Annotated in this window: 26 protein-coding genes; 13 read left to right on the forward strand and 13 right to left on the reverse strand. The window is 67.0% G+C overall.

The features are described from left to right. Window positions 1-2: 2 nt before the first annotated feature. Window positions 3-458: a DUF2214 family protein gene (locus CTA01S_RS10790; RefSeq protein ID WP_062195589.1), complete on the forward strand. Its 456-nt coding sequence runs from the start codon at window positions 3-5 to the stop codon at window positions 456-458. On the opposite strand, the gene CTA01S_RS10795 is transcribed toward CTA01S_RS10790, so the two are convergent. Then, window positions 459-737, reverse strand: a complete 279-nt coding sequence (locus tag CTA01S_RS10795) for a PsiF family protein (RefSeq protein ID WP_019560498.1) — start codon at window positions 735-737, stop codon at window positions 459-461. A gap of 34 nt (window positions 738-771) precedes the next feature. Continuing rightward, a complete protein-coding gene (locus CTA01S_RS10800; RefSeq protein ID WP_062195458.1) occupies window positions 772-2,136 on the reverse strand; it encodes a serine/threonine-protein kinase in 1,365 nt (454 codons plus the stop codon). Window positions 2,137-2,255: 119 nt separating this feature from the next. Between CTA01S_RS10800 and argS the strand changes: the two genes are divergently transcribed. From argS to CTA01S_RS10835, 7 genes are all read left to right on the forward strand, one after another. Then, a complete protein-coding gene (argS, locus tag CTA01S_RS10805) occupies window positions 2,256-3,941 on the forward strand; it encodes an arginine--tRNA ligase (RefSeq protein WP_062195459.1) in 1,686 nt (561 codons plus the stop codon). A gap of 60 nt (window positions 3,942-4,001) precedes the next feature. Continuing rightward, entirely contained in the window at window positions 4,002-4,595 is a 594-nt protein-coding gene (locus CTA01S_RS10810; protein ID WP_062195460.1) for an SPOR domain-containing protein, read from the forward strand. Between the two features lie 94 nt (window positions 4,596-4,689). Then, window positions 4,690-5,334: a thiol:disulfide interchange protein DsbA/DsbL gene (locus tag CTA01S_RS10815; protein WP_019560494.1), complete on the forward strand. Its 645-nt coding sequence runs from the start codon at window positions 4,690-4,692 to the stop codon at window positions 5,332-5,334. Between the two features lie 178 nt (window positions 5,335-5,512). Then, complete coding sequence (gene lptA / locus CTA01S_RS10820) at window positions 5,513-6,082, forward strand: lipopolysaccharide transport periplasmic protein LptA (protein WP_051090205.1); 570 nt, start codon at window positions 5,513-5,515, stop codon at window positions 6,080-6,082. Between the two features lie 11 nt (window positions 6,083-6,093). Beyond that, window positions 6,094-6,855, forward strand: coding sequence for an LPS export ABC transporter ATP-binding protein (gene lptB / locus CTA01S_RS10825; RefSeq protein ID WP_019560492.1), 762 nt, complete (start codon window positions 6,094-6,096; stop codon window positions 6,853-6,855). A 15-nt stretch (window positions 6,856-6,870) separates the two neighbouring features. After that, window positions 6,871-8,379 (forward strand): RNA polymerase factor sigma-54, encoded by a 1,509-nt coding sequence (locus CTA01S_RS10830; RefSeq protein ID WP_019560491.1) that lies wholly within the window; start codon window positions 6,871-6,873, stop codon window positions 8,377-8,379. Beyond that, window positions 8,376-9,608 carry a THUMP domain-containing class I SAM-dependent RNA methyltransferase gene (locus CTA01S_RS10835; RefSeq protein WP_062195463.1) on the forward strand — a complete coding sequence of 411 codons (1,233 nt, stop codon included), beginning with the start codon at window positions 8,376-8,378 and terminating at the stop codon, window positions 9,606-9,608. Before CTA01S_RS10830 ends, CTA01S_RS10835 begins: the two co-directional genes overlap by 4 nt. On the opposite strand, the gene CTA01S_RS10840 is transcribed toward CTA01S_RS10835, so the two are convergent. The 11 genes from CTA01S_RS10840 to CTA01S_RS10890 form a co-directional block, all read right to left on the reverse strand. Beyond that, complete coding sequence (locus CTA01S_RS10840; RefSeq protein ID WP_062195466.1) at window positions 9,590-10,339, reverse strand: 5'-methylthioadenosine/adenosylhomocysteine nucleosidase; 750 nt, start codon at window positions 10,337-10,339, stop codon at window positions 9,590-9,592. The genes CTA01S_RS10835 and CTA01S_RS10840 overlap by 19 nt on opposite strands. A gap of 146 nt (window positions 10,340-10,485) precedes the next feature. Then, window positions 10,486-12,159, reverse strand: coding sequence for a long-chain-fatty-acid--CoA ligase (locus CTA01S_RS10845; protein WP_062195468.1), 1,674 nt, complete (start codon window positions 12,157-12,159; stop codon window positions 10,486-10,488). 148 nt (window positions 12,160-12,307) lie between these two features. Then, window positions 12,308-13,078: an amino acid ABC transporter ATP-binding protein gene (locus CTA01S_RS10850; protein WP_019560486.1), complete on the reverse strand. Its 771-nt coding sequence runs from the start codon at window positions 13,076-13,078 to the stop codon at window positions 12,308-12,310. Window positions 13,079-13,102: 24 nt separating this feature from the next. Continuing rightward, window positions 13,103-14,209 (reverse strand): amino acid ABC transporter permease, encoded by a 1,107-nt coding sequence (locus CTA01S_RS10855; RefSeq protein WP_062195471.1) that lies wholly within the window; start codon window positions 14,207-14,209, stop codon window positions 13,103-13,105. Between the two features lie 8 nt (window positions 14,210-14,217). After that, entirely contained in the window at window positions 14,218-15,360 is a 1,143-nt protein-coding gene (locus CTA01S_RS10860) for an amino acid ABC transporter permease (protein ID WP_062195474.1), read from the reverse strand. Window positions 15,361-15,450: 90 nt separating this feature from the next. Continuing rightward, window positions 15,451-16,473, reverse strand: coding sequence for an amino acid ABC transporter substrate-binding protein (locus CTA01S_RS10865; RefSeq protein ID WP_026330107.1), 1,023 nt, complete (start codon window positions 16,471-16,473; stop codon window positions 15,451-15,453). Window positions 16,474-16,701: 228 nt separating this feature from the next. After that, window positions 16,702-18,138, reverse strand: coding sequence for an NAD(P)(+) transhydrogenase (Re/Si-specific) subunit beta (locus CTA01S_RS10870; protein ID WP_019560482.1), 1,437 nt, complete (start codon window positions 18,136-18,138; stop codon window positions 16,702-16,704). Beyond that, a complete protein-coding gene (locus CTA01S_RS10875; RefSeq protein ID WP_019560481.1) occupies window positions 18,135-18,455 on the reverse strand; it encodes an NAD(P) transhydrogenase subunit alpha part 2 in 321 nt (106 codons plus the stop codon). Before CTA01S_RS10875 ends, CTA01S_RS10870 begins: the two co-directional genes overlap by 4 nt. 25 nt (window positions 18,456-18,480) lie before the next feature. After that, entirely contained in the window at window positions 18,481-18,843 is a 363-nt protein-coding gene (gene panD / locus CTA01S_RS10880) for an aspartate 1-decarboxylase (RefSeq protein ID WP_026330106.1), read from the reverse strand. 11 nt (window positions 18,844-18,854) lie between these two features. Beyond that, complete coding sequence (locus CTA01S_RS10885; protein WP_062195477.1) at window positions 18,855-19,997, reverse strand: Re/Si-specific NAD(P)(+) transhydrogenase subunit alpha; 1,143 nt, start codon at window positions 19,995-19,997, stop codon at window positions 18,855-18,857. A 156-nt stretch (window positions 19,998-20,153) separates the two neighbouring features. Next, entirely contained in the window at window positions 20,154-20,729 is a 576-nt protein-coding gene (locus tag CTA01S_RS10890; RefSeq protein ID WP_062195479.1) for a flavin reductase family protein, read from the reverse strand. A gap of 215 nt (window positions 20,730-20,944) precedes the next feature. Here CTA01S_RS10890 and CTA01S_RS10895 point away from each other — a divergent pair, with 215 nt between their 5' ends. The 5 genes from CTA01S_RS10895 to mnmA all read left to right on the forward strand — a co-directional run bounded on the left by CTA01S_RS10895 (window position 20,945) and on the right by mnmA (window position 26,384). After that, window positions 20,945-21,418: a (2Fe-2S)-binding protein gene (locus CTA01S_RS10895; RefSeq protein WP_062195483.1), complete on the forward strand. Its 474-nt coding sequence runs from the start codon at window positions 20,945-20,947 to the stop codon at window positions 21,416-21,418. A 13-nt stretch (window positions 21,419-21,431) separates the two neighbouring features. Then, window positions 21,432-23,675, forward strand: coding sequence for a xanthine dehydrogenase family protein molybdopterin-binding subunit (locus CTA01S_RS10900; RefSeq protein WP_062195486.1), 2,244 nt, complete (start codon window positions 21,432-21,434; stop codon window positions 23,673-23,675). A 9-nt stretch (window positions 23,676-23,684) separates the two neighbouring features. Beyond that, window positions 23,685-24,701, forward strand: coding sequence for an XdhC family protein (locus tag CTA01S_RS10905; protein ID WP_062195488.1), 1,017 nt, complete (start codon window positions 23,685-23,687; stop codon window positions 24,699-24,701). A gap of 64 nt (window positions 24,702-24,765) precedes the next feature. After that, complete coding sequence (locus CTA01S_RS10910) at window positions 24,766-25,278, forward strand: NUDIX hydrolase (RefSeq protein WP_062195491.1); 513 nt, start codon at window positions 24,766-24,768, stop codon at window positions 25,276-25,278. Continuing rightward, a complete protein-coding gene (gene mnmA / locus CTA01S_RS10915) occupies window positions 25,275-26,384 on the forward strand; it encodes a tRNA 2-thiouridine(34) synthase MnmA (RefSeq protein WP_062195493.1) in 1,110 nt (369 codons plus the stop codon). Before CTA01S_RS10910 ends, mnmA begins: the two co-directional genes overlap by 4 nt. The last annotated feature ends 5 nt before the right edge of the window (window positions 26,385-26,389 follow it).

The following is a 26,389-nucleotide window of genomic DNA, read 5'->3' on the forward strand; positions in this document are numbered from 1 at the left end:
CGATGTTGCTCGAGGCTTTGCTGGCCTATGCCCACATCGCCGCCATCCTGGGGTGGGTCGTGTTCATGACCAGCCAGGCTGCGCTGTGTCGTGTGGAGTGGATGAACGCGGCCGTGGTGCACCGCCTGGGCCGACTCGATCGCCTGACCGATGTGGCCGCCCTCAGCGTGCTGGCCACCGGCTTGGCGCGGGCCGGGTGGGGCCTCAAAGGCTGGGACTGGGCGTGGGCCCAACCGCTGTTGCATCTGAAGCTGGCGCTTTTTCTTGGCATCGGCCTGATGGCCATCCCGCCGGCGCGGGCCTATCGGCGTTGGCGCGCGGCGCTGGCCGCCGGACAGGGGCTGCCCCCGCCATCAGAGGTGCGCCAGGCGCGCCGCTGGATCATGATCCAGGCCCATGCGCTGTTGCTGCTGCCGCTGGCGGGCAGCCTGCTGGCGCGGGGCCTGGGGGGACGCTGATCAGCTCTTCTTCAGGCATTGGCTCATGAAGGCCTTGCGCTCGTCGCCCTTGAGCGCGCCGGCTTCGGCATTGCAGGCTTTCATCTTGTCCTGCTGGGCCTTGCGCTTGTCGGTCAGGCAGTCCTTCATGAAGGCTTTGCGCTCCTCGCCCTTGAGGTCGGCGGCTTTCTTGTTGCACTCGGCCATGCGGGTTTGCTGACGGGTGGGCTCTTTGGCGTCTTGCGCCCAAGGCGACGTGCAGGCCAGGGCCAAAGAAGCGGCAATCAGAACATGCTTCATGGAGGGTCTCCGTGGGGGGTGAAGAGGGATGGGATCACAAGATGCGTTGAGGGTGGGACAGGGCCTCGTGCGCGGCATGCAAGCGGCGCACCAGCACGGCGATGAAGGCTTCGTTGAAGCGGTCGCGACAGGCCAGGCTCAAGCGGCGCAGGCTTTCGGGCGTGAAGGAGATCGTGGTGACCGGCTCGGTGACGATCACGTCGGCCGTGCGCAGCCGCGGCTCTTTGCTGGGCGCCAGGTAGGCCATTTCCCCCACGGTGGAGCCCGCGCGCAGCGACTCGACGCGCCGGCCGTCGCGCAGCACGTCCACCGCGCCTTGGGCGATGACGTGGAAATCGCGCCCGCGCTCGCCGCGTGACATCAGCTTGTGCCCAAAGCCGAAGCGTTGCCAGCGCGCCTGATGCACCACTTCCCACAGCTCCACGTCGTCGAAGTGACGGAAGAAGTCCAGCGAGCGCAGCAGGCTGAAGCGTTCGGAGTCCAGCACCGCTTGCAGGTTGCCGCGTGGCACTTGGCGACTGGCGATGAGGCCGGCCAAGGCATGGGCGAAATCGTCCCAGTGCGCGTAGCGGTCGATCGGGGCCTTGTTCAAGGCGCGCAGGATCACCTCGTCCACGGCGGTGGACACGCCTTGGCGGCGCTCGCTCGGGGGGATGACCGGGCCATAGAGCACCTGCTGGATCATTTCGCCCTGCGAGTGGGCCTCCACCGGCGGATGTCCGGTGATCAGGTGGTAGAGCACCGCGGCCAAGGAATACATGTCCGATTGGGCGCTCAGCGGCGCGCCGTCGATCTGCTCGGGCGACATGTAGGCCAGCGAGCCCACGCGGTGCACCTGGGTGGTGTCGGCCTGCAGGTGCAACACGCTGCCGAAATCGGTGAGCTTCACATCGGTGATCTGGCCGGCGCTGGTCACCGCCAGGATGTTGGCCGGCTTGATGTCGCGGTGGATCAGCCCCTGCCGGAACACGTAGCCCAGAGCCATCGCGCACTTGAAGCCGATCTCGACGATGAGCTCCAGCGGCAGCAATTGATCGGCCCGGCAATAGGGTTTGAGCGTGCTGCCCTCGACATACTCCATCACCAAATAGGGCTCGTCGGGACCGTTCACTGCATCGAACAGCTGCACGATGTGGGGGTGCTGCAGCCGCCCGACCAGTGCGGCCTCGGCGGCGAAGAAGCGCGAGTAATAGCGCCCGTCCACCGGGTCGCGCAAGGCCGCAGGGCGCACGCGCTTGACGGCCACGTCGCGGTCATGGAACGCATCGTGGCACAGAAAGACCTCGCTGGTGGCCCCCTCGCCCAACTTGCGCAGCACCCGGTACTCGCCGATGTAGGCCGGCAGCCCGGCCGGCGGTTCGGCAGGTGGGTCTCGAGGCGGCTGTGGAGGGGTCGTCATGACCTGCGCATCATTTCACCGTGCGGCGTGGCACGCAAGCCGGGGCCGCCACAGATGTATCGAACTGTGTCTGGCCGGGCGCCCGCAGCGCAGGCGGGGCGCAACCGTAAAATCTCCGGATGATCCGCGCCAAACAAGAACTCCTGGACGACCTGGCTGCCGAACTGGCGTTGCTGGCCCCCGAGGCCGTCGCCGCGGCGGCCTTCGAGACGCCGAAACAAGCTGCTCATGGGGATTTGGCCATCACCTGTGCGATGCAGCTGGCCCGCACGCTGAAGAAAAACCCGCGCGAATTGGCGCAAACGCTGGTGGACGGCCTGCGTCGGCGCGAGGCTTTCCAACGCTGGGTCGATGGTCTGGAGATCGCCGGTCCGGGCTTCATCAACCTGCGGCTCAAGCCTGCGGCCAAGCAGGCCGTGGTGGCCGACATTCTGGCCAGCGGCCCGGCCTACGGCCGCCAGGCGGCCAGCGGCCGGCATGTGATGGTGGAGTTCGTCTCGGCCAACCCCACCGGACCTCTGCACGTGGGCCATGGTCGCCAGGCCGCCCTGGGCGATGCGATTTGCCGCTTGTTCGAGACGCAGGGCGACCAGGTCACGCGTGAGTTCTATTACAACGATGCCGGGGTGCAGATCGCCAATTTGGCGCTGTCGGTGCAAGCCCGGCTGAAGGGGCTCAAGCCGGGCGACCCGGCTTGGCCGCAGTCTGCCTACAACGGCGAGTACATCGCCGACATCGCCGCCGACTTCCTCGCCAAGAAGACCGTCAAAGCCGACGACCGCGAGTTCACCGCCTCGGGCGATCCCGACGACTTGGACGGCATCCGCCAGTTCGCCGTGGCCTATCTGCGCCACGAGCAGGACCTGGATCTGCAAGCCTTCGGGGTGAAGTTCGACAACTATTACCTCGAGTCGAGCCTGTACAGCAGCGGGCGGGTGGAGCGCACCGTGCAGCGTCTCATCGAAGCGGGCAAGACCTACGAGCGCGACGGCGCGCTGTGGCTGCGCACCACCGAATACGGTGACGACAAGGACCGCGTGATGCGCAAGTCCGATGGCACCTACACCTATTTCGTGCCCGATGTGGCCTACCACATCACCAAGTGGGAGCGCGGCTACACCAAGGTCATCAACATCCAGGGCAGCGACCACCATGGCACGATCGCTCGGGTGCGTGCCGGGCTGCAAGCCGTGGGGCTGGGCATTCCTGAGGGCTACCCCGACTATGTGCTGCACAAGATGGTCACCGTCATGCGCGGCGGCCAAGAGGTGAAGATCTCCAAGCGGGCCGGCTCTTACGTGACCCTGCGCGACCTGATCGAGTGGACCAGCCGCGATGCGGTGCGCTTTTTCCTCATCAGCCGCAAGGCCGACACCGAATTCACCTTCGACGTGGACCTGGCGCTTCAGCAAAACGACGAGAACCCGGTGTACTACGTGCAATATGCCCATGCGCGCATCTGCTCGGTGATCGAGCAGTGGTGCCAGCAGCATGGCGGCGATCTGACGAGCTTGCCGCGTGCCGACCTCGGCCGCTTGGTGATGCCGGCCGAAGCCGCGCTGATGCTCAAGCTGGCCGAGTATCCCGGCATGCTGTCGGCCGCCGCGCGCGACCTGGCGCCGCATGACGTGGCCTTCTATCTGCGGGATCTGGCCAGCGCCTTCCACACCTATTACGCGGCCGAGCGTTTTCTCGTGGAGGATGCCGAGCTGACGCGCGCCCGCGTGGCCTTGCTGGTGGCCACGCGCCAAGTGCTGCACAACGGCCTGTCGGTGCTGGGTGTGAGTGCGCCGGCCAAAATGTGACACCGGCGCGCTGCGCCACAATGGCTGCCTGCGTCTGGTTCTGCAAGGAAATCCATCCCGATGAAAAAGCAACGTGGCGGATTCGCCCTGGGCCTGGTAGTGGGGGTGCTCATCGGCTTGGCCTTGGCCCTGGCGGTGGCCCTGTATGTCACCAAGGTGCCCATCCCCTTCGTCAACAAAGTGCCGGCGCGCACGGCCGAGCAAGAAGCGGCCGAGGCCGAGCGCAACCGCCACTGGAACCCCAATGCGCCGCTGCAAGGGCGCAGCGCCTCGGCGCCGGCCGCAGCGCCAGCGGCCTCGCAGTCCTTGCCCGACGTGCCCCCGGGCTTGCGCCAGGGCTCGGCGCGGCCGGCAGCGCGTGACCCGGCGGCCATCCTCTCCGGGGCCGATCCGGCACCGGCGGCCGCCTCCGGCGAGGCGCTGGTGTACTTCGTGCAGGCCGGGGCCTTCACCCGCGCCGAGGAGGCCGAGCAGCAGCGGGTCCGTCTGGCGCTGATGGGCCTCAGTGCCCGCGTGAGCGAGCGCGAACAGGGGGGGCGTACCGTCTACCGGGTGCGTCTGGGCCCGTTCGACACCCAGACCGAGGCCGACCGCGCCCAGGAGCGACTCAAGAGCAACGGCTTCGATGCGGCGCTGGTGCGCGTGCCGCGCTGAACGGGGCGCCGGAGGGGGTGCTCGGTTGAACTTGTGCGGGTCGACCGAATCCACCCGGGCTGCGTTATGTCGTGAAGAACGAAAGGATGACTCGATGAAGCGACGCGAATTCACCGCTGCTGCCGGGGTGGCGGTTTTGGGCCTGGCCGGTCTGGCTCCGCGGACGACCCGGGCCCAAGCGCCCAAGGCGGGCAGCGACTATGTGGTGCTGCGCCCGGCGCTGCCCGGCGGGACCGACGGAAAAATCGAGGTCATCGAATTCTTTTGGTACGGCTGCCCGCATTGCAACCGCTTCCAGCCCCTGATCGAACCCTGGGCCAAAAAGCTGCCGGCCGATGTGCTCTATCGCCGGGTGCCGGTGGCCTTTCGTGAGGAGTTCGTGGTGCACCAGCGCATCTACTATGCGCTGGAGGCTCTGGGCCAGATCGAGGCGGTGCACAAGAAAGTCTTCCATGCGGTCCATGTGGAGCGCAACCCGCTGAACAAGCCCGAGGCGATTGCCGACTTCATGGCGCGGCAAGGGATCGACCGCGCCAAGTTCCTGGAAGCCTTCAACTCCTTTGGCGTGCAGACCAAGATCCGCCAGGCCCGGCAAATCGCAGAAGGCTACAAGATCGACGGGGTGCCGGCCATCGGCGTCAATGGTCGCTACTGGACCTCCGGGGCCTTGGCCGGCTCGCTGGAGCGCTCGCTGCAGGTGGCCGACTACCTGATCGGCCAAGCCCGCGCCGGCCGCTGAGGCCTGCCCAGCGGCGGAGCCCGGCCACGCCGGCCGCTCGCAGCGGCGTCCCGGGGCGGATCGGCCCAGGCTCCACGGGCGCCAGCGGCACCGATCCAGGCATGAAACCTGCTGTGGGCCCTCCCCTGCGCGGCGCTCCCTGGGCTAGAATGGCCTGAACTGCAAGTTTCATGCCTTCATGAGCCTTCTTTTTTCTTTTCTCGGACGATCCCGGCGGCTCGCGCTGGGGCTGGCGCTGGTGCTGGGGGGGAGCCCTGTCGCTTGGGCCGAGCGGGCCGACCGCGACCAGCCGCTGCGCTTTGCGGCCGATAGCCTGCGCTACGACGACGCGCGCAAGGTCAATGTGCTGAGCGGCCGGGTCGAGCTCACCAAAGGCAGCTTGCTGTTGCGGGCCGACCGGGTGGAGGTGCGCCAGTGGCCCGATGGCCACCACAGCGCCACGGCCAGTTCGGCGGCCGAGCCGGCCTTTTTCCGCCAGAAGCGCGAGGGGCTGGACGAGCATTTCGAAGGTCGGGCCCAGCGCATCGATTACGACAGCCGCACCGAGACCTTGCGGCTCAGCGGTCAGGCCATGATCCGGCGTGTGCGCGGCACCGATGTGGCCGACGAGATCGTGGGGCAGACCATCGTCTACGACCACGGGGCCGAGACCTACCATGTGCAAGGCGCCTCCGACGGCAGCCCGGACGGCCGGGTGCGTGGCGTGCTGTCTCCCTCCTCGGGGGGCGGCCGGGGGGAGGCGCGTTGAAGCCCCAGCGCATGCCCGAGCGGTCGGGCCCGGGCAGCCGCTTGGAGGTGTGGGGCCTGCAAAAGCGCTATGGCGCGCGGCAGGTGGTCAAGGACGTGCACCTGTCGGTCCAAAGCGGCGAGGTCGTGGGTTTGCTTGGGCCCAATGGCGCGGGCAAGACCACCAGCTTCTACATGATCGTGGGTTTGGTGCCGGTGGACGCCGGTGAGATCCGCATCGACGGCCACCGCGTGGAGCGCCGGCCCATCCATGAGCGTTCGCGTCTGGGCTTGAGTTATCTGCCGCAGGAGGCCTCGATCTTCCGCAAGCTCACGGTGGAGGAGAACATCCGCGCGGTGCTGGAGTTGCAGCACGATGCCCAGGGCCGGCCGCTCCAGGAGGCGGCGATCTCGCGCCAGCTCGATGAGTTGCTGGCCGAGCTGTCGATCGAGAAGTTGCGCCATGCGCCGGCCCCGTCCTTGTCCGGTGGCGAGCGCCGCCGTGTGGAGATCGCGCGGGCCTTGGCCACGCAGCCGCGCTTCATCCTGCTCGATGAGCCTTTCGCCGGGGTCGATCCGATCGCCGTGATCGAGATCCAGCGCATCATCGGCTTCCTGAAGTCGCGCGGCATCGGCGTGCTCATCACCGACCACAATGTGCGCGAGACCTTGGGCATCTGCGACCATGCCTACATCATCAGCGAAGGCCGGGTGTTGGCCCAGGGCACGCCGGCCGACATCGTCGAGAACCCCGACGTGCGCAAGGTTTATCTCGGCGAGCATTTCCGCATGTAAGCCCGGGAAGATGCCATGAAGCCTTCCCTGCAGGTTCGCCTGTCCCAGCATTTGGCGCTGACGCCTCAGTTGCAGCAATCGATCCGCTTGCTGCAACTGTCCACGCTCGAACTGCACCAGGAGGTCGAGCAGATGCTGGAGCAAAACCCCTTCCTCGACACCGAGGACGACGACGGCGACCCGATGACGGGCGTGTCCCTGCTGCCCGAGGCACCGGCAACCCGCCAGCGCGAGGCCGAGGCCGAAGCCGGCGAGGGCTTGGAGGCGGCCGAAGCGCCTGGGCTCGATGCGCTGGAGGTCGGCGCCACCGAGCGCGACGATTGGGAAAACGGCACCGAGGCTGACGACTTCGACGGCATCCGCGAGACGCCGGGCAGCCGCAGCGGCAGCAACGACGAGGAGCTCGACCCGATCGAGCGCGCCAGCCCCGGCATCAGTTTGCAGGACCACTTGCGCCAGCAGTTGCTCGGCATGCGCCTGTCGCCCGAAGATGCCGCGGCAGTGCAGGTGTTGATCGAATCGCTCGACGACGATGGATATCTCGCCGATTCGCTGGAGGACATCGCCGCGCACCTGGCCGGCCAGGACGAGGACGCCCGCCAAGAGCTGTTGGAGCGGCTGCGTTGCGCGCTGAAGTGGTTGCACAGCCTGCAGCCCACGGGCGTGGGCGCGCGCGACTTGTCCGAGTGCCTGTGTTTGCAGCTGCGTGCCCTGCCGCGCAGTGAGGCCCAGATCATCGCGCTGATGATCTGCCAGGGCCACCTGGAGGCCTTGGCGCGGCGCGACGTGAAAAAGCTGATGGCCGCCACTGGCGCCGATGAAGAACTGATCAAGCAGGCGCAAGCCCTCATCGTGGCCTGCGAGCCCAAGCCGGGGCGGCCGTTTGCGCGGGCCGAGGCCCACATCATCGTGCCCGATGTGATCGTGCAGAAGTCTGGCCGCGGCTGGAAGGCCGTGCTCAACCCCGAGGTGATGCCGCGCTTGCGCATCAACGACCTGTATGCGCAGGCCCTTCGACAGCAGCGTGGCAGCGCCTCCAGCCAGGCCCTGGGCGCGCGGCTGCAGGAGGCGCGCTGGTTCATGAAGAACATCCAGCAGCGCTTCGACACCATCTTGCGCGTCTCGCAGGCCATCGTCGAGCGGCAGAAGAACTTCTTCACCCATGGCGAGATCGCGATGAAGCCGCTGGTGCTGCGCGAGATCGCCGACGAGCTGGGCCTGCACGAGTCGACCATCTCGCGCGTGACCACGGCCAAGTACATGGCCACGCCCTTTGGCACCTTCGAGCTGAAGTACTTTTTCGGCTCCTCGTTGAACACCGAAGCCGGGGGCAATGCCTCCAGCACGGCGGTGCGCGCGCTGATCAAACAGTTCATCGCCGCCGAAGATCCGTCCCGCCCCTTGTCGGACAGCCAGATCAGCCAGATGCTCGAAGAGCAAGGCATCCAGGTGGCGCGCCGCACGGTGGCCAAGTACCGCGAGGCGCTGAAGATCGCGCCGGCCAATTTGCGAAAGGCCTTGTGAGTTATTCCCTGTTCTTGCCCTGCGCCGCTGGGGTGGAAGCTTGGTTGGCCGAGGAGGCGATGGCCTTGCTCGGTCCCGACACCCACGGCTCGATCGAACGTGGCGGCATCGCGCTCAGCGGTGATGCGCGTGCGGTGATGACGCTCAATCTGGAAAGCCGCCTGGCCCAGCGCGTGCTGCTGCGGCTGGCGCAGGGCCCGTACCGCCAGGAAGACGATCTGTATGCCCTGGCCCGCCAGGTGCACTGGTCGCAGTGGCTCAGCCCGGCGCAGACCTTCAAGGTGGACGTGACGGCCCAACGCTCGCCGCTGCGCAGCCTGCACTTTGCCGGTTTGCGCATCAAGGATGCCCTGTGCGATGCGATGCGCCAGGCCACCGGCCAGCGCCCCAGCGTGGATCGGCAGCGCCCCGATGTGCGGGTGATGCTGCATCTGACCGAACAAGAGGCCACGCTGTACATCGACACCTCGGGCGAGCCACTGTTCAAGCGCGGTTGGCGGCAGGACAAGGGTGATGCGCCGCTGAAGGAAACGCTGGCCGCGGCGATGCTGGCGGCAGCCGGCTGGCGTGGCACGCCCGAGGCCGGTGGCGCCTTGCTCGACCCTTGTTGCGGCTCGGGCACGATTGCCATCGAGGCCGCCCAGATCGCCTGCGGGATCGCCCCGGGGCTCACACGCCGCTTCGCGTTCGAACGTTTGGCGCCGTTTGCCACCGCGCAAGGGCGCTCCCAGTGGCAGGCCCTGAAGCAGGCCGCGCAGGCCCGCATCCATGCGCCGACGGTGCCGGTGTTGGCCAGCGACGTGTCGTTTCGCATGGTCGATTTCGCGCGCCGCAATGCACAGCGTGCCGGCGTGGCCCATGCCATCGAATTCCATGGTGGCGATGTGTTGGAGCGTGTGGCCCCGCGCCTGAGCGAGGGCTTGGCGCGCACGCTGATGCTCAATCCACCCTATGGCGAACGCATCGAGGCGCGCGGTCGCGTGGCGCGCAGCGCCGAGCAAACGGGCATGGCCGAGGAGTTCTATCCCCGTCTGGCCGCCCACTGGAAGCGCCATTTCGGCGGCTGGACGGCCTGGGTGCTCAGCCCGGACATGAAACTGCCCTCGCGCATGCGCCTGAAGGAGAGCCGTCGCATTCCGATGTGGAATGGACCGATCGAGTGCCGCCTGTTTCGCTTCGATCTGGTCAGCGGCTCGATGCGGGGCGAGGATCAGCCGGCGGCCAGGTAGCGATCGAGCAGCGCGACCGAGTAGCGCGAGGCCACCGCCTGCACGAAGGCGGTGAAATCCCCGCCCGCGTGGTCGTCGGCGCGGTCGGAGATGATGCGCAGCACGGCCAGGGGCAAGCCGTGGTCATGGCAGACCTGGGCGACGGCCGCCCCTTCCATTTCCACGGCCAGCGCGTCGGGCAGCTCGCGGCGCAGGGCCGCGCTTTCGGCGCTGGTGGACACGAAGCGGTCGCCGCTGAGGATCAGCCCCTCGTGCACGGCCGGGGTTCCGATGCCGAAGGTGGCCAAGGTGTCGGCGCCGAGCAGGCCGCTGGCCTCGGCAGCCACCGCACGTGCGGCGGCCAGCAGGCGCTGACTCATCGTCGCATCGGTGCGCAGACGCGACAGGCCGTACAAGGGCAGCTCATGCCGCGGAAAGATCGGCGAGGCGTCCATGTCGTGCTGCAAGAGCTCGCGAGCCACCACCAGGTCGCCCACGCGCACATCCGGCCCCAGACCGCCGGCCACACCGGTGAAGAGCACCGCCTGCGCCCCGAAGCGATGGATGGCCAGCGTGGCGGTGGTGGCCGCGGCCACTTTGCCGATGCCCGACAGCACGGCCACGATCTCGTGACCGTGCCAATGCCCGACCCAGAAGTCGCGGCCGGCGACCCGTTGACGCTGCTCGTCGGGCATGCGGGCCAACACGGCCGACAGTTCTTCGCGCATTGCTGCGATGAGGGCCAGGCGCATCGGAAGACTCACAAGCGGTTCGACGCCTTGGTGCTGCGCGCCAGCGCAGCCGGGCTCTGAAAAAAAAGCAGTGCGGCGCCGGACGGGCCGGCGCCGCAACCAGGGAATGCATCACCCGGTGCGGCCGTCGCACCGGGCCGACGAGCTCACTTCTTGTCGCGCAGCTCGCGGCGCAGAATTTTACCGACGGGCGTCTTGGGCAATTCGCTGCGGAACTCGATCACCTTGGGCCGCTTGTAGCCGGTGAGGTTCTGCTCGCAATAGGCCCGCACGTCGGCCTCGGTGAGCGCGGGGTTCTTCTTGACGATCACGAGCTTGACCGCCTCGCCCGACTTCTCGTCGGGCACGCCCACCGCGGCGACCTCCAGCACGCCGTCCATCTGGGCCACCACGTCTTCCACCTCGTTGGGGTAGACGTTGAAGCCCGACACCAGGATCATGTCCTTCTTGCGATCGACGATCTTGAAGTAGCCGCGCTCGTCCACCGTGCCGATGTCGCCGGTGCGGAAGAAGCCATCGGGCGTCATGACCTTGGCGGTTTCGTCCGGGCGCTGCCAGTAGCCGGCCATGACCTGCGGGCCGCGGATGGCAATCTCGCCAGGGGTGCCGATGGGCACTTCGTTGCCTTCATCATCGAGCAGCTTGAACTCGGTGGACGGCAGCGGCAGGCCGATGGTGCCCGTGAACTCGGTGCTGTCGGTGGGATTGCAGCTGGCCGAGGGCGAGGTTTCCGACAGGCCGTAGCCCTCGCAAATGGGGCAGCCGGTCTTCTGCAGCCACAGCTTGGCCGTGGCCGATTGCACCGCCATGCCACCGCCCACGCTGAGCTTGAGCGAGCTCCAATCGACCTTGTCGAAGTCGGGATGGTTGGCCAGCGCGTTGAACAAGGTGTTGACCGCCGGGAAGCTGTGGAACTTGTGCTGCGACAACTCCTTCAGCACGGCGGGGATGTCACGCGGGTTGGGGATCAGGATGTTGCAGCCGCCCATGCGCATGGACAGCATCATGTTCACCGTGAAGGCGAAGATGTGATAGAGCGGCAGCGCGCAGACCGTGACGGTCTGCTCGCCCGGTGGGATCTTCTTCAGCGCCGGGCCGTTCCAGGCTTCGGACTGCAGCACGTTGGCGATGATGTTCCGGTGCAGCAGCACGGCGCCCTTGCTCACGCCCGTGGTGCCGCCGGTGTATTGCAGCACGGCAATGTCGGTGGGCTTGATGTCGGGCTTGCGCAAGGTCAGGCTGCGGCCCTTGGCGATGGCGTCATTGAAGCGCACGGCCCCGGGCAGATCGAAGGCCGGCACCAGTTTTTTCACTTTGCGCACCACATAGTTGACGAGGGCGCCTTTGGGAAAGCCCAGCAGGTCGCCCATGGCGGCCAGCACCACGTGCTGCACCGGCGTCTTGGCCAGGCATTCTTGCAAGGTGCGCGCGAAGTTTTCGATGATGACGATGGCGCGGGCGCCGGAATCCTTGAGCTGATGCTCCAGCTCGCGCGCGGTGTACAGCGGGTTGACGTTGACGATGACGTAGCCGGCACGCAAGATGGCCGCCACCACGATGGGGTACTGCGGCACGTTGGGCATCATGATGGCCACGCGGTCGCCTTGGCTGAGGCCCAGCGACTGCAGGTAGGCCGCGAAGATGCGCGAGTACTCGTCGAGCTGGGCATAGGTCAGCGTCTTGCCCATGAACTTGAAGGCCGGACGCTCGGCGTACTTGGTGAAGCTCTCCTCGAGCAGCGCGACCAGCGAGGGGTACTGGTCCGGGTTGATCTCATGCGGCACGCCTTCGGGATAGTGCTTCAGCCAGACTTTTTCCATGGGTTCCTCCGAATGAACCCGGAATTCTGACGCATGGCTGACGCGAACCCTATCGGGTGTTTCGCTAGACAGTTTTGGAGTGGCGCCTCTATCGGGATGTCTCCCAGGCGACGATGCCGCCCGCTGCGCCCCGTTGTGGGGCGCGGGCTCAGCGGTCCAGGATCTGGCTGAGGAACTGGCGGCCGCGCTCGCTGCGCGGCTGGCTGAAGAAGGCCTCGGGGGTGTTTTGCTCGACGATCTCGCCGGCGTCCATGAAGATCACCCGGTCGGCCACGGCGCGCGCAAAGCCCATCTCGTGCGTCACGCACAGCATGGTCATGCCTTCGCGGGCCAGGTCGATCATGGTGTCGAGCACTTCTTTGACCATTTCCGGGTCCAGCGCCGAGGTGGGCTCGTCGAACAGCATGATCGACGGGTTCATGCACAGCGCGCGCGCAATCGCCACGCGCTGTTGCTGGCCGCCGGAGAGCTGCCCGGGGTATTTGTGGGCCTGCTCGGCGATGCGCACGCGCGCCAGGAAATGCCGTGCGGTGGCCTCGGCCTGGGCGCGCGGCAGCTTCTTCACCCAGATCGGCGCCAGCGTGCAGTTGTCCAGCACGGTCAGGTGCGGGAACAGGTTGAAGTGCTGGAACACCATGCCCACGTCGGAGCGGATGGCGTCGATGTTTTTCAGATCGTCGGTCAGCTCCACGCCGTTGACGACGATGCGGCCTTGTTGATGCGATTCCAGCCGGTTGATGCAGCGAATCAGCGTGGACTTGCCCGAACCCGAGGGGCCGCAAATCACGATGCGCTCGCCCTTGGCCACTTCCAGGTCGATGTTCTTCAGCACATGGAAGTCGCCGTACCACTTGTTCAAGCCTTCGATGCGAATGGCCACCGTGCCGGCGGCCGATGTCTGGGGGACAGCCTCTGCCATGTCTGTGGGTCTCCGAAATGAACCTCAACGCGTATGGCCGCGGGCGAGGTCGCGCTCCAGCCATTGGCTGTATTTCGACATCGCGTAGCAGAAGATCCAGTAGATGAGGATCGAGAACAGGAAGGCCTCGATGAAGAAAGGCTTCCAGCTGAAATCGGTTTCGACGGACTTCTTCACCGCGTAGGCGAAGTCGTAGATGGCGATGATCACCACCAGCGAGGTGTCCTTGAACAGCGAAATGAAGCTGTTGACGATGGGCGGGATCGACAGGCGCAACGCCTGCGGCAGGATGACGAGCCCCATCATCTTCCAATAGGGCAGCCCCAAGGCCTCGGCCGCCTCATACTGACCTTTGGGCACGGCCTGCAGGCCGCCGCGCACCGCCTCGGCCAGGTAGGCCGCCACGAACAGGATGATGGCCACCTGGGCGCGCACGAGTTGCTCGATGCGCAGGCCCTCGGGCAGGAACAGCGCGAACATCACCGAGGCCATGAACAGCACCGTGATGAGCGGCACGCCACGAATCACCTCGATGTAGATCACCGAAAAGGCGCGAATCAGCGGCAGCTTCGAACGCCGGCCGAGCGCCAGCAGCACGCCCAGCGGAAAGGCCAAGCCAATGCCAAAGATCGACAAGATCAGCGTCACTGGCAGGCCGCCCCACTGCTCGGCGCGCACGGGCGCCAGCCCCAGGCCGCCGCCCATCAGCCAAAAGGTCAGCGCCAGGCCCAGCGCCCAGATCAGGATCAGCCAGGCATTCCAGAAGCGCTTCAGCGCCGAGACGATCAACAAGCCGCACATCACCCCGATGGCCAGCGCCGCCCGCCAGCTTTCTTCGTAGGGGTAGACGCCGAACATCATGAAATGGAACTTCTCCCACACCACGGCCCAGCATGCGCCTTGGCCACGTGCGGCCTGGCATCGTTCGAGCGGCGCAGGGCCCCACACCGCCTCGAACACGGCCCAGCTCAGCACCTTGGGCAGCACCCAGGCCAGCAGGGCCAGCGTCGCGATCGTGATGACGGTATTGAGCGGGGTGGAAAAGAGCTTGTCGCGCATCCAGGCCCACGGGCCCAGGCTGCGCTGGGGCGGGGGCGACGAAGGATGGCGGGCCTCCAAGGTCTTGTCCATGGCCGTCCTCATCGCTCCACGAGCTTGACGCGCTCGTTGTACCAGTTCATGAACAGCGAGATCGCCAGACTGATCGACAGGTACACCGCCATCAAGATCGCGATGGCCTCGATGGCCTGCCCGGTCTGGTTCATCGTGGTGTTGGCCACGGCCACCAGGTCGGGATAGCCGATGGCCACGGCCAGCGAGGAGTTTTTGGTCAGGTTCAGGTACTGGCTGGTCATCGGCGGGATGATGACGCGCAGGGCTTGCGGCAGTGTCACCAGGCGCAGGCGCTGTCCGGCATTCAGGCCCAAGGCTTGCGCCGCCTCGGTCTGGCCACGGTCCACCGCCAGGATGCCTGCACGCACCACCTCGGCCACGAAGGCGGCGGTATAGGTGGACAGCCCCAGCAGCAAGGCGGTGAACTCCGGCGAGATCGAGCGTCCGCCTTGCAGGCTGAAGCCGCCGACGGTGGGCACGTCCATCGCCGTGGGGGCGCCCATGAGGGCCCACACGAGCACCGGCAGCCCCAGGATGAGGCCCGCGCTGACCCAGCCCACCGGCCAGCGTTGCCCCGTGAGCCGCTGATGGCGGGCCGCCATGGCGTGCCAGACCCAGGACGCACCGATGCCGACCAACAGCGCCCAGCCTGCGGCCGACCAGGCCGGATGTTCGGCCGGCCAGGCGAACCAGAAGCCGCGTTGCGTGGCGAAGAACCAGTCGCCCAGCACGAGGGCCTCGCGCACCGGCGGCAGCAGTTCGGTGAACAGGCCATACCACACGAACAGCTGTAGCAGCAGCGGCACGTTGCGCATCACCTCCACGTAGCCCGAGGCCAGCTGCGCCAACAGCCAGTTGCTCGACAGCCGGGCGATGCCGATCAAGGTGCCCAGCACCGTGGCCAACACGATGCCCAGGGCCGCCACCTTCAGGGTGTTGAGCAGGCCCACCGTGAAGGCTCGCGCATAGGTGTGGGTGGCGTCGTACGTGATCAGGGTCTCGGCGATCTCGAAGCCGGCCTCACGGTCGAGGAAGCCAAAGCCCACTTGGATCTGCCGCGTGGACAGGTTGTGCAAGGTGTTGGACACCAGGTACCAGCCTACGCCCACCACGGCAGCCAGCAGCAGCACTTGATAGACGATGCCGCGGACACGTTCGTTGCTGAACATCGGTGCGTCGACCTCTCGAAGGCGATGGGCAGCTGCCGATGCGAGGCGGCCCGCGCCAGCAAGCCGCCGTCCGGCAGGTGGCTGTCCGGGTCAGCGCAGCGGCGGCGCGTACATCAGGCCGCCATCCTTCCACAGCGCGTTTTGGCCTCGCTCCAAGCCCAGCGGGCCGATGTTGCGCTGGTAGATCTCGCCATAGTTGCCCACGGCCTTGATCGCGCGCACCAGCCAGTCGTTGTCCAGCCCCAGGCCCTTGCCCACGTCGCCGGAGACACCAACGATGCGCTGCACCTGCGGGTCTTTGGATTCGGCCTTGAGCTTGTCCACGTTGGACGAGGTGACTCCGTACTCCTCGGCTTCGATCAGGCCGAACAAGGTCCACTTCACGATGGTGAAGAATTCCCAGTCGCCACGCCGCACCATCGGCCCCAGCGGCTCCTTGGAGATGGCCTCGGGCAGGATCACCAGCTCGTCTTTGTTCGGCGCGGCCAGACGGGTGGCGGCCAGGCCCGAGATGTCGGTGGTGAACACGTCGCAGCGCCCGGCGAAGAAGGCCTGTTGGATCTGCGCCAGGTCGCTGATGACCACCGGCTTGAAGCTCATGCGCTTGCTGCGGAAGTAGTCGCTCAGGTTCAGCTCGGTGGTGGTGCCAGGCTGTACGCAAATGGTGGCGCCGTTGAGCTGCGAGGCGTTCTTCACATTGGCCGACTTCTTCACCATGAAGCCCTGGCCGTCATAAAACCAGGTGCCGGCGAACACCGAGCCCAGCGTCGAGTCGCGCGAGGAAGTCCAGGTGGTGTTGCGCGAGAGGATGTCCACCTCACCCGATTGCAACACCGTGAAGCGGTTTTGCGTCGTGGTGGGGACGAACTGCACCTTGTTGGGGTCGTTCAGGATCGCGGCGGCCACGGCGCGGCAGAAGTCCACGTCCAGGCCGGTCCAGCGGCCCTGTGCGTCTGGGGCGGAGAAGCCTTGTAGGCCGCTGTTGACGGCGCAGCGCAGTGTCCCGCGCGACTTGACGGCATCCAGCGTCGGCCCGGCCGATGCGGACAGCGGCAGCAGCGCGGGCAGTGCCATGGCGGCGACGGCAAGGCCGTGGATCCAACGTGTCTTCATCTCGATCACCCTTTCTTGACATGGAAGCGACTGCACCGCTGTGGCGCAGTCGCCAGTGGCTGGCGAGGTTCAGGCCGGCCTCGTGGGCAGGCCAGACCTCAAGCATGCAAGGTTTGGGCCCATCGTGGTTTCATGGGAAACGCGGATGGTCAAGGCGGCGCCGAGTCATCCGGCGGGCGGCCCGCGGTGGGGCAGCGGCCGGTGAGTAGCCATGGCAGCCCTGGGGTTTCACTCGATCGCTTTGACCATCTCCTCCACGACCTTCTTGGCGTCGCCAAAGACCATCATGGTTTTGTCCATGTAGAAGAGCTCGTTGTCCAGGCCGGCGTAGCCTGCGGCCATGCTGCGCTTGTTGACGATCACGGTCTTGGCCTTGTAGGCCTCCAGGATGGGCATGCCGTAGATCGGGCTGCCTTTTTGCAGCGCCGCGGGGTTGACCACGTCGTTGGCACCCAGCACGATGGCCACGTCGGCCTGGCCGAACTCGCCATTGATGTCTTCCATCTCGAAGACTTGGTCGTAGGGGACTTCGGCTTCGGCCAGCAGCACGTTCATGTGCCCCGGCATGCGTCCGGCCACCGGGTGGATGGCGTACTTCACCGTCACGCCCTTGTGGGTGAGCTTGTCGGCCAGCTCCTTGACCGCATGCTGCGCGCGCGCCACCGCCAGGCCGTAGCCGGGCACGATGATGACGGTTTCGGCATTGCTCAGGATGAAGGCCGCGTCTTCGGGGCTGCCGCTCTTGACCGTGCGCTGCGGCTGGCCCGAGGCCGCAGCGGCCGAGGCATCGCCGCCGAAGCCGCCCAGGATCACGTTGATGAACGAGCGGTTCATCGCTTTGCACATGATGTAGCTCAGGATCGCACCGGAGCTGCCCACCAACGAGCCGGCGATGATCAGCATGGGGTTGTTGAGCGAGAAGCCGATGCCCGCCGCGGCCCAGCCCGAGTAGCTGTTGAGCATGGACACCACCACCGGCATGTCCGCCCCGCCGATCGGGATGATGATGAGCACGCCCAGCGCGAAGGCCAGCGCGATCGACACCCACAGTGCGGCCGGATTCTGTGTGGCGGTATAAACCCCCACCAAGGCCAGCATCGCCAGGCCCAAGACCAGATTGAGCAGGTGCTGACCCGAAAACACCACCGGCGCGCCTTGGAACAGGCGGAACTTGTACTTGCCACTGAGCTTGCCAAAGGCGATGACCGAGCCGCTGAAGGTGATGGCGCCGATGACCGCGCCCAGGCCCAGTTCGAGCCGGTTGCCCGTGGGAATGGCGGCATCCTTGGCGGTGATGCCAAAGGCCCAGGGCTCCACGGCCGTGGCCACTGCGATGAAGACGGCGGCCAAGCCCACCATGCTGTGCATGAAGGCCACCAGCTCGGGCATCTTGGTCATCTCCACCCGCTGGGCCATCACGGTGCCGATGGCGCCGCCCACCAGCAGGCCGGCCAGCACCCACACCATGCCCGAGGCGCCGTGTTGGCCCATGCGGCCGGCGGTCTCGACGATGAGTGCGGCCGTGGTGAGGATGGCAATGGCCATCCCCGTCATGCCAAAGACGTTGCCGCGGATGGAGGTGGTGGGGTGACTCAGCCCCTTGAGCGCCTGGATGAAGCAGACGCTGGCCACCAGGTACAACAACACGACGAGGTTCATGCTCATGCTTGGCCTCCGGTGCTCGACGCCTTCTTCTCTTTCTTTTTGAACATTTCGAGCATGCGGCGGGTCACCAGGAAGCCACCGAACACGTTGACGGCGGCCAGCGCCACGGCCAGCACGCCCATGGCCTTGCCCAGGCCGGTGTCGGTGAGCGCCGCGGCCAGCATGGCCCCCACGATCACGATGGCCGAAATCGCGTTGGTCACCGCCATCAGCGGCGTGTGCAAAGCGGGCGTGACATTCCACACCACGTGGTAGCCCACGTAGATGGCGAGCACGAAGATGATCAGGTTGATGATGACCGGACTGAGCGTGTCCATGCCGGTGTCTCCTTGAGGGGAAGTCTCAGAACTGGCGAATCTCTTGGATGCGGTTGCCCTCGCCCAGCAGCACCACGCGGGGTTTGTGGTCGCGGGCCTGGTCTTCGCTCATCGGCGCGTAGGTGCAGATGATGAGCAAGTCGCCGACCTGGGCTTTGCGGGCGGCTGCGCCATTGAGCGAGATGGTGCCGCTGCCGCGCGGGGCCTTGATGATGTAGGTCGAGAAGCGCTCGCCGTTGTTGACGTTGTAGAGGTCGATGTGCTCGAACTCGCGCATGTCGGCCGCCTCCATCAAGGCTTCGTCGATGCCGCAGCTGCCCTCGTAATGCAGGTCGGCTTCGGTGACGGTGGCGCGGTGCAATTTGGCGCGCAGCATCACGCGCTGCATGGGAAAGGTCGTCATGAGCGGGTCACCTGGCCGTTGTGCGTCACGCGGCAGGCCGCCACGATGTCGTCTTCGAGGTTGACGTGGAGCGTGCCTTCCTTGGTGACGATGAGTTTGAGGAAGTCCAGCACGTTGCGTGCGTACAGCGCCGAGGCATCGGCGGCCACCAAGGCCGGCAGATTGGTGTGGCCGATGATCGTCACGCCGTGCGCCGTGATCACCTGGTCGGGTTGGGTCAGCGGGCAGTTGCCGCCGGGTTGGCCGTGCGGGCCCAGTGGGCCCCGGCCGGCGGCCAGGTCCACGATCACCGAGCCGGGCTTCATCGACCGGACCATGTCCTCGGTCACCAGCACCGGCGCGGGGCGCCCGGGGATGAGCGCGGTGGTGATCACCACGTCGGCTTGGGCCACGCGCTTGGCCACCTCGACCTTTTGGCGGTCCAGCCAGCTTTGCGGCATGGGGCGGGCGTAGCCGCCCACGCCTTCGGCGGCTTCGCGCTCCTCGGCGGTTTCATAGGGCACATCGATGAACTTGGCCCCCAAGGATTCCACCTGCTCCTTCACCGAAGGCCGCACGTCGGAGGCTTCGATCACCGCGCCCAGACGTTTGGCCGTGGCAATGGCCTGCAGACCGGCCACGCCCACGCCCAACACCACCACACGCGCGGCTTTGACCGTCCCGGCGGCCGTCATCAGCATCGGGAACAGCCGCTGGTAGTGGTTGGCCGCCAGCATCACCGCCTTGTAGCCGGCCACGTTGGCCTGGCTGGACAGCACGTCCATGCTCTGCGCGCGCGTGGTGCGCGGCGCGGCCTCCAGTGCAAAGCTGGTCAGGCCGGCGGCGGCCAGCCGCTGCAAGCCTTCGGCATCGTAGGGGTTGAGCATGCCCACCAAGGTGGCGCCAGGTCGCATCGACGCCAGTTCTTCGGGCTGGGGGGCACGCACCTTGAGCACCAACTCGCAGCCCAAGGCCGTGGCCGCGTCCACGATCTCGGCGCCAGCGGCCGCGTACGCCTCGTCGGGGGCGGATGCTTGGATGCCGGCGCCGGATTGGACGCGCACGGTGTGTCCTTGCGCTTTGAGTTTCTTGGCCGTCTCGGGGGTGACGGCCACGCGGGTCTCGCCCGCCACCGTCTCGAGCGGTACGCCAATGAGCATGAAGCCCTCCTCGTGTGATTCTCTGAAACCGCCAGGCCGCGCCCTTGCGCCGACGCGGCACACAAACCCGTGCAGCTTACACAAGCTGACACGTGGTGTCCTCGTAACCCGGTTACAAATTTCAGCCTGTCGTAAGGAAGGCGGGCATCGGAACGATCAGGTCCGGCGGATCGACACCGTGTGGTCGGCGCGGGCGTAGACCCCGGCGCCAAGGTGGTGCAGGGTGTGCAGATCGGCATTGTCGGGCCGGATCGACCAACGGCCGTCGACGAAGATGCGCGGGTTGGCCGCTGCGCACAGCACTTCGGCAAACCAGGTGTCGTAGGTGTGCTCGGCGTGCGGCTCGGGCAGGCGGCGGCATTCCAGCCAGGCCACGCAGCCGTCTTCGAGCAGCGGCACCCCCGTCATCGGGCCGGGATGGGCGCGCAGGCCGAAGCGCTGGAACTTGTCCACCTCGCGGCCGCTGAGGGTGCCCACGGCGTCGACGAGTTCGGCAAGGCCAGCGCCTGGAATGCACAGGCCGAAGTGGCCGCTGGCTTGGATCAGCTCGCGCGTGTAGGTGCTTTTGTCGATCACGATGGCAATGCGCGGCGGGGTGAACTCCACCGGCATGGACCAGGCCGCGGTCATCACGTTGCGGCGCCCAGCGTGGGCACTGGTGACCAGCACGGTGGGGCCGTGGTTGAGCAGGCGGCTGGCGTGTTCGAGACGAACGGGTTGGAATGGCGACATGGGAGAAGGCCCTCGGGCGTGACGATGCCTGCGATGGAATGACCGCGATTGTGGCCGGGGTGTTGGCCTGCGCAGCTGCCTGGTCGGAGGATCAGGCAAGAATCGAGCAGCATCAGGCTACCGAGGGATCTCGGGGGAGGCGCACACTGCGGGCCATGCTCGCGGCGCGGTTTGCGTGACCGCGTGGCGGCTTCAGCCCCCACCTGGAGAACGGCATGATCCCCTTGAACGTCAATGGACGCGAGCACCGGCTCGACGTCGATCCTTCCACCCCGGTGCTGTGGGCCCTGCGCGACACGCTGGGCCTGACGGGCACCAAGTTCGGCTGTGGCGAGGCTCTGTGCGGGGCGTGCACGGTGCACGTCGACGGCCAGGCTGTGCGCTCGTGCGTGACGCCGGTGTCGGCCGTGGCCGGTCGGCGCATCACCACCATCGAGGCGGTGACCGCCGGCGAGGACCCGGTCGGCCGGGCGGTGCACGAGGCCTGGGTGCGTCATGACGTGGCGCAATGTGGCTACTGCCAAAGCGGCCAGATCATGACGGCGGTGGCCTTTCTGAAGTCTTTGCCCAAGGGCCAGCAGCCCCGTGCCGAGGAGATCGACGCGGCCATGGCCGGCAACGTGTGCCGCTGCGGCACCTATGCGCGCATCCGGGCGGCGGTGGCCGATGCCGCGCGCACCTTGGCCTGAAAGGAGCTGGATCATGTGGCACGACGCGTTGCACGAACTGCCCCCCGCCTTGCGCCACCTGCTGGCGCGCCAGGCCGAGGCTGCGCCCGTGGCCGAGGGGTCGGCCGCATGGCCGCGGCGCAGCTTTCTCAAGATGGCGGTGGCCAGCGGCTTTGCGCTGGGCGCCTATCCGCTGCTGGCGCAGACGTCGTCGGAAGCGGCCCCGCTGAAGCCCACGCAGCAGCCCAGCGCCTTCGTCCGGATCGACTCCGATGGCACGGTGACGGTGACGGTCAATCGTCTGGAGTTCGGCCAGGGCGTGCACACGGCGCTGCCGATGATTCTGGCCGAGGAGCTCGATGCCGATTGGTCCCGGGTGCGCAGCCAGCTGGGCAGCAATGATCCGGCCTATGCCGATCCGTTGTGGGGGATGCATTTGACCGGGGGCTCCACGTCGATCAAGCACAGCTTCATGCAATACCGCGAGCTGGGCGCACGTGCCCGCGCGATGCTGGTGGCCGCCGCAGCGGCCCGGTGGCGGCTCGACCCTGCGGGGCTGCGCACGCAAGCCGGCTTCGTGATCGCCGCCGACGGCCGGCGCCTGAGCTATGGCGAACTCGCCCAGGAGGCCATGGCTCAGCCCGTGCCGCCGCAGGTGCGACTGAAGGATCCGGCGCAGTTCCGTCTCATCGGCCGCCCCACCACGCGACTGGATGCGCGCGCCAAGAGCAGCGGGCAGCAGGTCTTCGGCATCGATGTGCGGCTGCCTGGGCAGTGGACGGCGTTGATCGCCCGCCCGCCGGTCTTCGGCGCCAAGCTGCGCACGGTGGACGATGCGGCGGCGCGGGCGGTCAAGGGGGTGAAGGCCGTCTTGTGCGTGCCGCTGGACCGCGGCGCCGAGGGGGTGGCGGTGATCGCCGACGGTTATTGGCCGGCCAAACAGGGGCGCGAGGCCTTGAAGCTGACCTGGGACACCGAGGCCGTGGAGAAGGTGGACAGTCAGCGCCTGTTGGCGCAGTACCGCGAGCTGGCCACGCAGCCCGGCGCGCGCCACTTCGACGCCGACATGACGCCCTTGGCCAGCGCGCCGCACGTGCTGGAGGCCGAGTTCGTCTTCCCCTACCTGGCCCATGCCCCGATGGAGCCACTCAATTGCACCGTGGCCCTGACGTCCGCCGGGGCCACGCTGTGGGTGGGCACGCAAATGCCCGGTCTGGACGGCGCGGCGGCCGCCCGCGTGCTGGGCTTGAAGCCCGAGCAGGTGGAGGTCCGGGTGCAGCAAGCCGGTGGGGGCTTTGGGCGCCGGGCGGTGGCCTCCAGCGACTACGTGGTGGAAGCCTGCGCCGTGGCCCGAGCCGCCCGGCAGGCCGGCTTGGAAGGGCCGGTGCGCACGGTCTGGAGCCGCGAAGACGACATCCGCGGCGGCTACTACCGCCCCATGCATGTGCACCGCGCCCGCATCGGCTTCGACGATCGAGGACGCGTGCTGGCCTGGGACCATGTGATCGTGGGCCAGTCGATCACGGCGGGCACCATCTTCGAGCAAGGCATGATCAAGAACGGCGTGGATCAGACCGCCGTCGAAGGCATGCGCGAGCCCTATCCCTTGCCGATGCGTTTGACGGTGCATCACCCGAAGGTCAACGTGCCGGTGTTGTGGTGGCGCAGCGTGGGCTCCACCCACACGGCCTTCGTGATGGAGACCCTGATCGATGAGATCGCCCGCACGACCGGCCAAGACCCGGTGGCCTATCGCATGGCCATGTTCGGCGATCGGCATCCCCGGCACCGTGCGGCCTTGCAGTTGGCGGTGGATCGCAGCGGCTACGGTCGCCGGGCGCTGCCGGCCGGCCGCGCCTGGGGCGTGGCGGTGCACGAGTCGTTCGACTCGGTGGTGGCCTATGTGGTGGAAGCCTCGGTGAAGGACGGCCAGCCCGTGCTGCACAAAGTGACCGCCGGGGTGCACTGCAACCTCGTCATCAATCCGCGCACGGTGGAAGCGCAAGTGCAAGGCGCTGCGTTGATGGGCTTGGGGCTGTGCTTGCCGGGGGCGGCCATCACGCTGAAAGACGGCCAGGTCGAGCAAAGCAATTTCGGCGACTATCGTGTGGCACGCATCACCGAGATGCCCGAGATCGAGGTGCACACCGTGCCGAGCATGGAGCCGCCCACCGGCATGGGCGAACCGGGGCTGCCGCCGCTGGCGCCGGCCTTTGCCAATGCGCTGGCGCGTCTGACGGGCAAACCGATGCGGCGCATGCCTTTCGATCTGGGCTAAGCTGAAGCCATGGAAGACCTCGATACCCGGGTGCTGCGCACCGCGCAGCAATGGCATGCCCAGGGGCGGCCCGTGCTGCTGGTCAGTGTGGCGCGCACCTGGGGGTCCTCGCCGCGTCCGCCGGGCTCGCTGATGGCCATCGATGCGCAGGGGCATACGGTGGGCTCGGTCTCAGGGGGCTGCATCGAAGACGACCTCATCGCCCGGGTGCGGGAAGAAGGCATCCAGGCCGTGTGCCTGGAAGGGCGCCCCACCACCGTGCGCTATGGCATCTCGGCCGACCAGGCGCACCGCTTTGGCCTGCCTTGCGGGGGCACGGTGGAACTGGTGTTGGAGCCGGTGGCGCCGCACAGCCAGTTGGAGGCGCTGTTGCAGGCTTGCCAAGAGCGGCGCAGCGTCGAGCGGGTGCTGGATCTGCGCAGCGGCCAAGTGCAACTGCGCAGCAGTGGGCGCGACGGGATGCCTTGGCTGAGCGACACCCAGTTCGTCACTCACTGGGGCCCGCGCTGGCGTCTGATCGTCATTGGCGCGGGGGATTTGTCGCGCTTTCTGAGCGAGATGGCGCTGGGCCTGGGCTTCGAGGTGATCGTCTGCGACCCGCGCCAAGAGCCGCACGCCAGCTGGGATCTGCCCGGCGTGGTGCTCAGCCGCGAGATGCCCGACGACTTGGTCTTGCGCTTGCAGCCCGATGCGCGCACCGCCGTGGTGGCGCTGACCCACGATCCCAAGCTGGACGACCTGGCCTTGATCGATGCCTTGCGCTCGTCGGCCGCTTATGTGGGGGCCATCGGTTCGCGCCGCCACGCGGCGTTGCGGCGCCAGCGGCTGCGAGAGCATTTCGGTCTCGACGAGGACGAGCTGCGCCGACTGCGCAGCCCGATCGGGCTGTACATCGGCAGCAAGACGCCCGCGGAGATCGCCGTCTCGATTCTGGCCGAGCTGGTGGCGGTGAAGAACGGCGTGGCGCCCTGGGCCCACCTGTCGGTGGCCGAAGGCAAGGCGCGGCACGAGCAGGCCATGTCTTGAGCACCGGGCGCTGCGCGGCCGGGGCTGCGGCACGCGGGCCGACGGGCCGCGATAATCGGGCGCCATGAACGATCGTTGGAAACCCAGTGTCACGGTGGCGGCCATCGTGGCGCGCGAGCGAGATGGCCGCATCGAATTCCTGCTGGTGGAAGAGCACACGGCCGAGGGCTTGAAGCTGAACAACCCGGCCGGGCATCTCGACCCGGGTGAATCTCCGGTGCAAGGCGTGGTGCGCGAGGCGCTGGAGGAAACCGGCTGTGTGTTCGCGCCCGAGGCGCTGCTGGGCGTGTATTTGTCGCGTTTCCATCGACCGGCCACGGGCGAGGACGTGACGTATGTGCGTTTTGCCTTTTGCGGCACGGTCAGCGAGCCACAGCCGGGCTGGGTGCTCGACGAGGGCATCGTGCGCACGCTGTGGCTGACGCCCGATGAAATCCGCGCCACTCGCGATCGGCACCGCAGCCCGTTGGTGCTGCGCTGCATGGAAGATCATCTGGCCGGCAGGCGCTATCCGCTGGATCTGCTCACGGTGGACCCCACCGTCTACGAGCCTGAGATCAAGGGGGCGCGGCCATGACACGCAAGCAGCGCGTGGTGGTGGGCTTGTCCGGCGGCGTCGATTCGGCCGTCAGCGCCTGGCTGCTCAAGCAGCAGGGGCATGAAGTGGTCGGCATCTTCATGAAGAACTGGGAAGATGACGACGACAGCGAATATTGCTCCTCCAACGTCGATTTCGTCGATGCGGCCTCGGTGGCCGATGTGATCGGCATCGAGATCGAGCATGTGAACTTCGCGGCGGAGTACAAGGACCGGGTGTTTGCCGAATTCCTGCGTGAGTATCAGGCCGGGCGCACGCCCAACCCCGATGTGCTGTGCAACGCCGAGATCAAATTCAAGGCCTTTCTCGACCATGCGATGCGGCTGGGTGCCGACAAAATCGCCACCGGCCACTATGCCCGTGTGCGCGAGCGCGACGGGCGTTTCGAGCTGCTCAAAGGGCTGGATCCGGCCAAGGACCAAAGCTACTTTTTGCATCGGCTGAACCAGGCGCAACTGAGCAAGACCCTGTTTCCGGTGGGCGAGCTGCGCAAGACCGAGGTGCGCCGCATCGCAGCCGACATCGGCTTGCCCAATGCGAAGAAGAAAGACTCCACCGGCATTTGCTTCATTGGCGAGCGGCCGTTTCGCGAGTTCCTCAACCGCTATCTGGCCAACACGCCAGGGCCCATTCGCGACGACCGCGGCCGCGTGCTGGGCGAACACGTGGGGCTGAGCTTCTACACCTTGGGGCAGCGCAAGGGGTTGGGCATCGGTGGCGTCAAGGACCAGGGCGCCGCACGCGGCGGCGGTGATCATGCGCCGTGGTTCGTCGCGCGCAAGGACATGGCCACCAACACGCTGTACGTGGTGCAAGGCCACGACCACCCGTGGTTGCTGTCGCATCGCTTGACGGCCAGCGACCTCAGCTGGACCGCAGGCGTCGCCCCTGCGCCGGGGACGTACACGGCCAAGACACGTTATCGCCAAAGCGATGCGGCCTGCTGCTTGGCCGAGGTGTCGGCCAGCGGCTTTGCGTTGCACTTTCCGCAGGCTCAGTGGGCGGTCACCCCGGGGCAGTCGGCCGTGCTGTATGACGGCGAGGTCTGCCTGGGCGGTGGGGTGATCGACACGGTGGACGGCTGAGGCGG

Origin of the sequence: Caldimonas taiwanensis NBRC 104434, assembly GCF_001592165.1 — a bacterium.
Classification (GTDB): domain Bacteria; phylum Pseudomonadota; class Gammaproteobacteria; order Burkholderiales; family Burkholderiaceae_C; genus Caldimonas; species Caldimonas manganoxidans.

Excerpts from the sequence above, each read along its gene's own strand:
- CTA01S_RS10790 (WP_062195589.1), top strand. The coding sequence starts at position 3 with ATGTTGCTCGAGGCTTTGCTGGCCTATGCCCACATCGCCGCCATCCTG.
- CTA01S_RS10845 (WP_062195468.1), bottom strand. The coding sequence starts at position 12,159 with ATGGAAAAAGTCTGGCTGAAGCACTATCCCGAAGGCGTGCCGCATGAG.
- CTA01S_RS10865 (WP_026330107.1), bottom strand. The coding sequence starts at position 16,473 with ATGAAGACACGTTGGATCCACGGCCTTGCCGTCGCCGCCATGGCACTG.
- CTA01S_RS10855 (WP_062195471.1), bottom strand. The coding sequence starts at position 14,209 with ATGGACAAGACCTTGGAGGCCCGCCATCCTTCGTCGCCCCCGCCCCAG.
- lptB (WP_019560492.1), top strand. The coding sequence starts at position 6,094 with ATGCCCGAGCGGTCGGGCCCGGGCAGCCGCTTGGAGGTGTGGGGCCTG.
- CTA01S_RS10850 (WP_019560486.1), bottom strand. The coding sequence starts at position 13,078 with ATGGCAGAGGCTGTCCCCCAGACATCGGCCGCCGGCACGGTGGCCATT.
- CTA01S_RS10830 (WP_019560491.1), top strand. The coding sequence starts at position 6,871 with ATGAAGCCTTCCCTGCAGGTTCGCCTGTCCCAGCATTTGGCGCTGACG.
- CTA01S_RS10890 (WP_062195479.1), bottom strand. The coding sequence starts at position 20,729 with ATGTCGCCATTCCAACCCGTTCGTCTCGAACACGCCAGCCGCCTGCTC.
- CTA01S_RS10810 (WP_062195460.1), top strand. The coding sequence starts at position 4,002 with ATGAAAAAGCAACGTGGCGGATTCGCCCTGGGCCTGGTAGTGGGGGTG.
- CTA01S_RS10795 (WP_019560498.1), bottom strand. The coding sequence starts at position 737 with ATGAAGCATGTTCTGATTGCCGCTTCTTTGGCCCTGGCCTGCACGTCG.
- CTA01S_RS10875 (WP_019560481.1), bottom strand. The coding sequence starts at position 18,455 with ATGGACACGCTCAGTCCGGTCATCATCAACCTGATCATCTTCGTGCTC.
- CTA01S_RS10885 (WP_062195477.1), bottom strand. The coding sequence starts at position 19,997 with ATGCTCATTGGCGTACCGCTCGAGACGGTGGCGGGCGAGACCCGCGTG.
- CTA01S_RS10910 (WP_062195491.1), top strand. The coding sequence starts at position 24,766 with ATGAACGATCGTTGGAAACCCAGTGTCACGGTGGCGGCCATCGTGGCG.
- CTA01S_RS10800 (WP_062195458.1), bottom strand. The coding sequence starts at position 2,136 with ATGACGACCCCTCCACAGCCGCCTCGAGACCCACCTGCCGAACCGCCG.
- CTA01S_RS10905 (WP_062195488.1), top strand. The coding sequence starts at position 23,685 with ATGGAAGACCTCGATACCCGGGTGCTGCGCACCGCGCAGCAATGGCAT.
- CTA01S_RS10895 (WP_062195483.1), top strand. The coding sequence starts at position 20,945 with ATGATCCCCTTGAACGTCAATGGACGCGAGCACCGGCTCGACGTCGAT.
- mnmA (WP_062195493.1), top strand. The coding sequence starts at position 25,275 with ATGACACGCAAGCAGCGCGTGGTGGTGGGCTTGTCCGGCGGCGTCGAT.
- CTA01S_RS10870 (WP_019560482.1), bottom strand. The coding sequence starts at position 18,138 with ATGAGCATGAACCTCGTCGTGTTGTTGTACCTGGTGGCCAGCGTCTGC.
- lptA (WP_051090205.1), top strand. The coding sequence starts at position 5,513 with ATGAGCCTTCTTTTTTCTTTTCTCGGACGATCCCGGCGGCTCGCGCTG.
- CTA01S_RS10815 (WP_019560494.1), top strand. The coding sequence starts at position 4,690 with ATGAAGCGACGCGAATTCACCGCTGCTGCCGGGGTGGCGGTTTTGGGC.
- panD (WP_026330106.1), bottom strand. The coding sequence starts at position 18,843 with ATGCAGCGCGTGATGCTGCGCGCCAAATTGCACCGCGCCACCGTCACC.
- CTA01S_RS10900 (WP_062195486.1), top strand. The coding sequence starts at position 21,432 with ATGTGGCACGACGCGTTGCACGAACTGCCCCCCGCCTTGCGCCACCTG.
- CTA01S_RS10840 (WP_062195466.1), bottom strand. The coding sequence starts at position 10,339 with ATGCGCCTGGCCCTCATCGCAGCAATGCGCGAAGAACTGTCGGCCGTG.
- argS (WP_062195459.1), top strand. The coding sequence starts at position 2,256 with ATGATCCGCGCCAAACAAGAACTCCTGGACGACCTGGCTGCCGAACTG.
- CTA01S_RS10860 (WP_062195474.1), bottom strand. The coding sequence starts at position 15,360 with ATGTTCAGCAACGAACGTGTCCGCGGCATCGTCTATCAAGTGCTGCTG.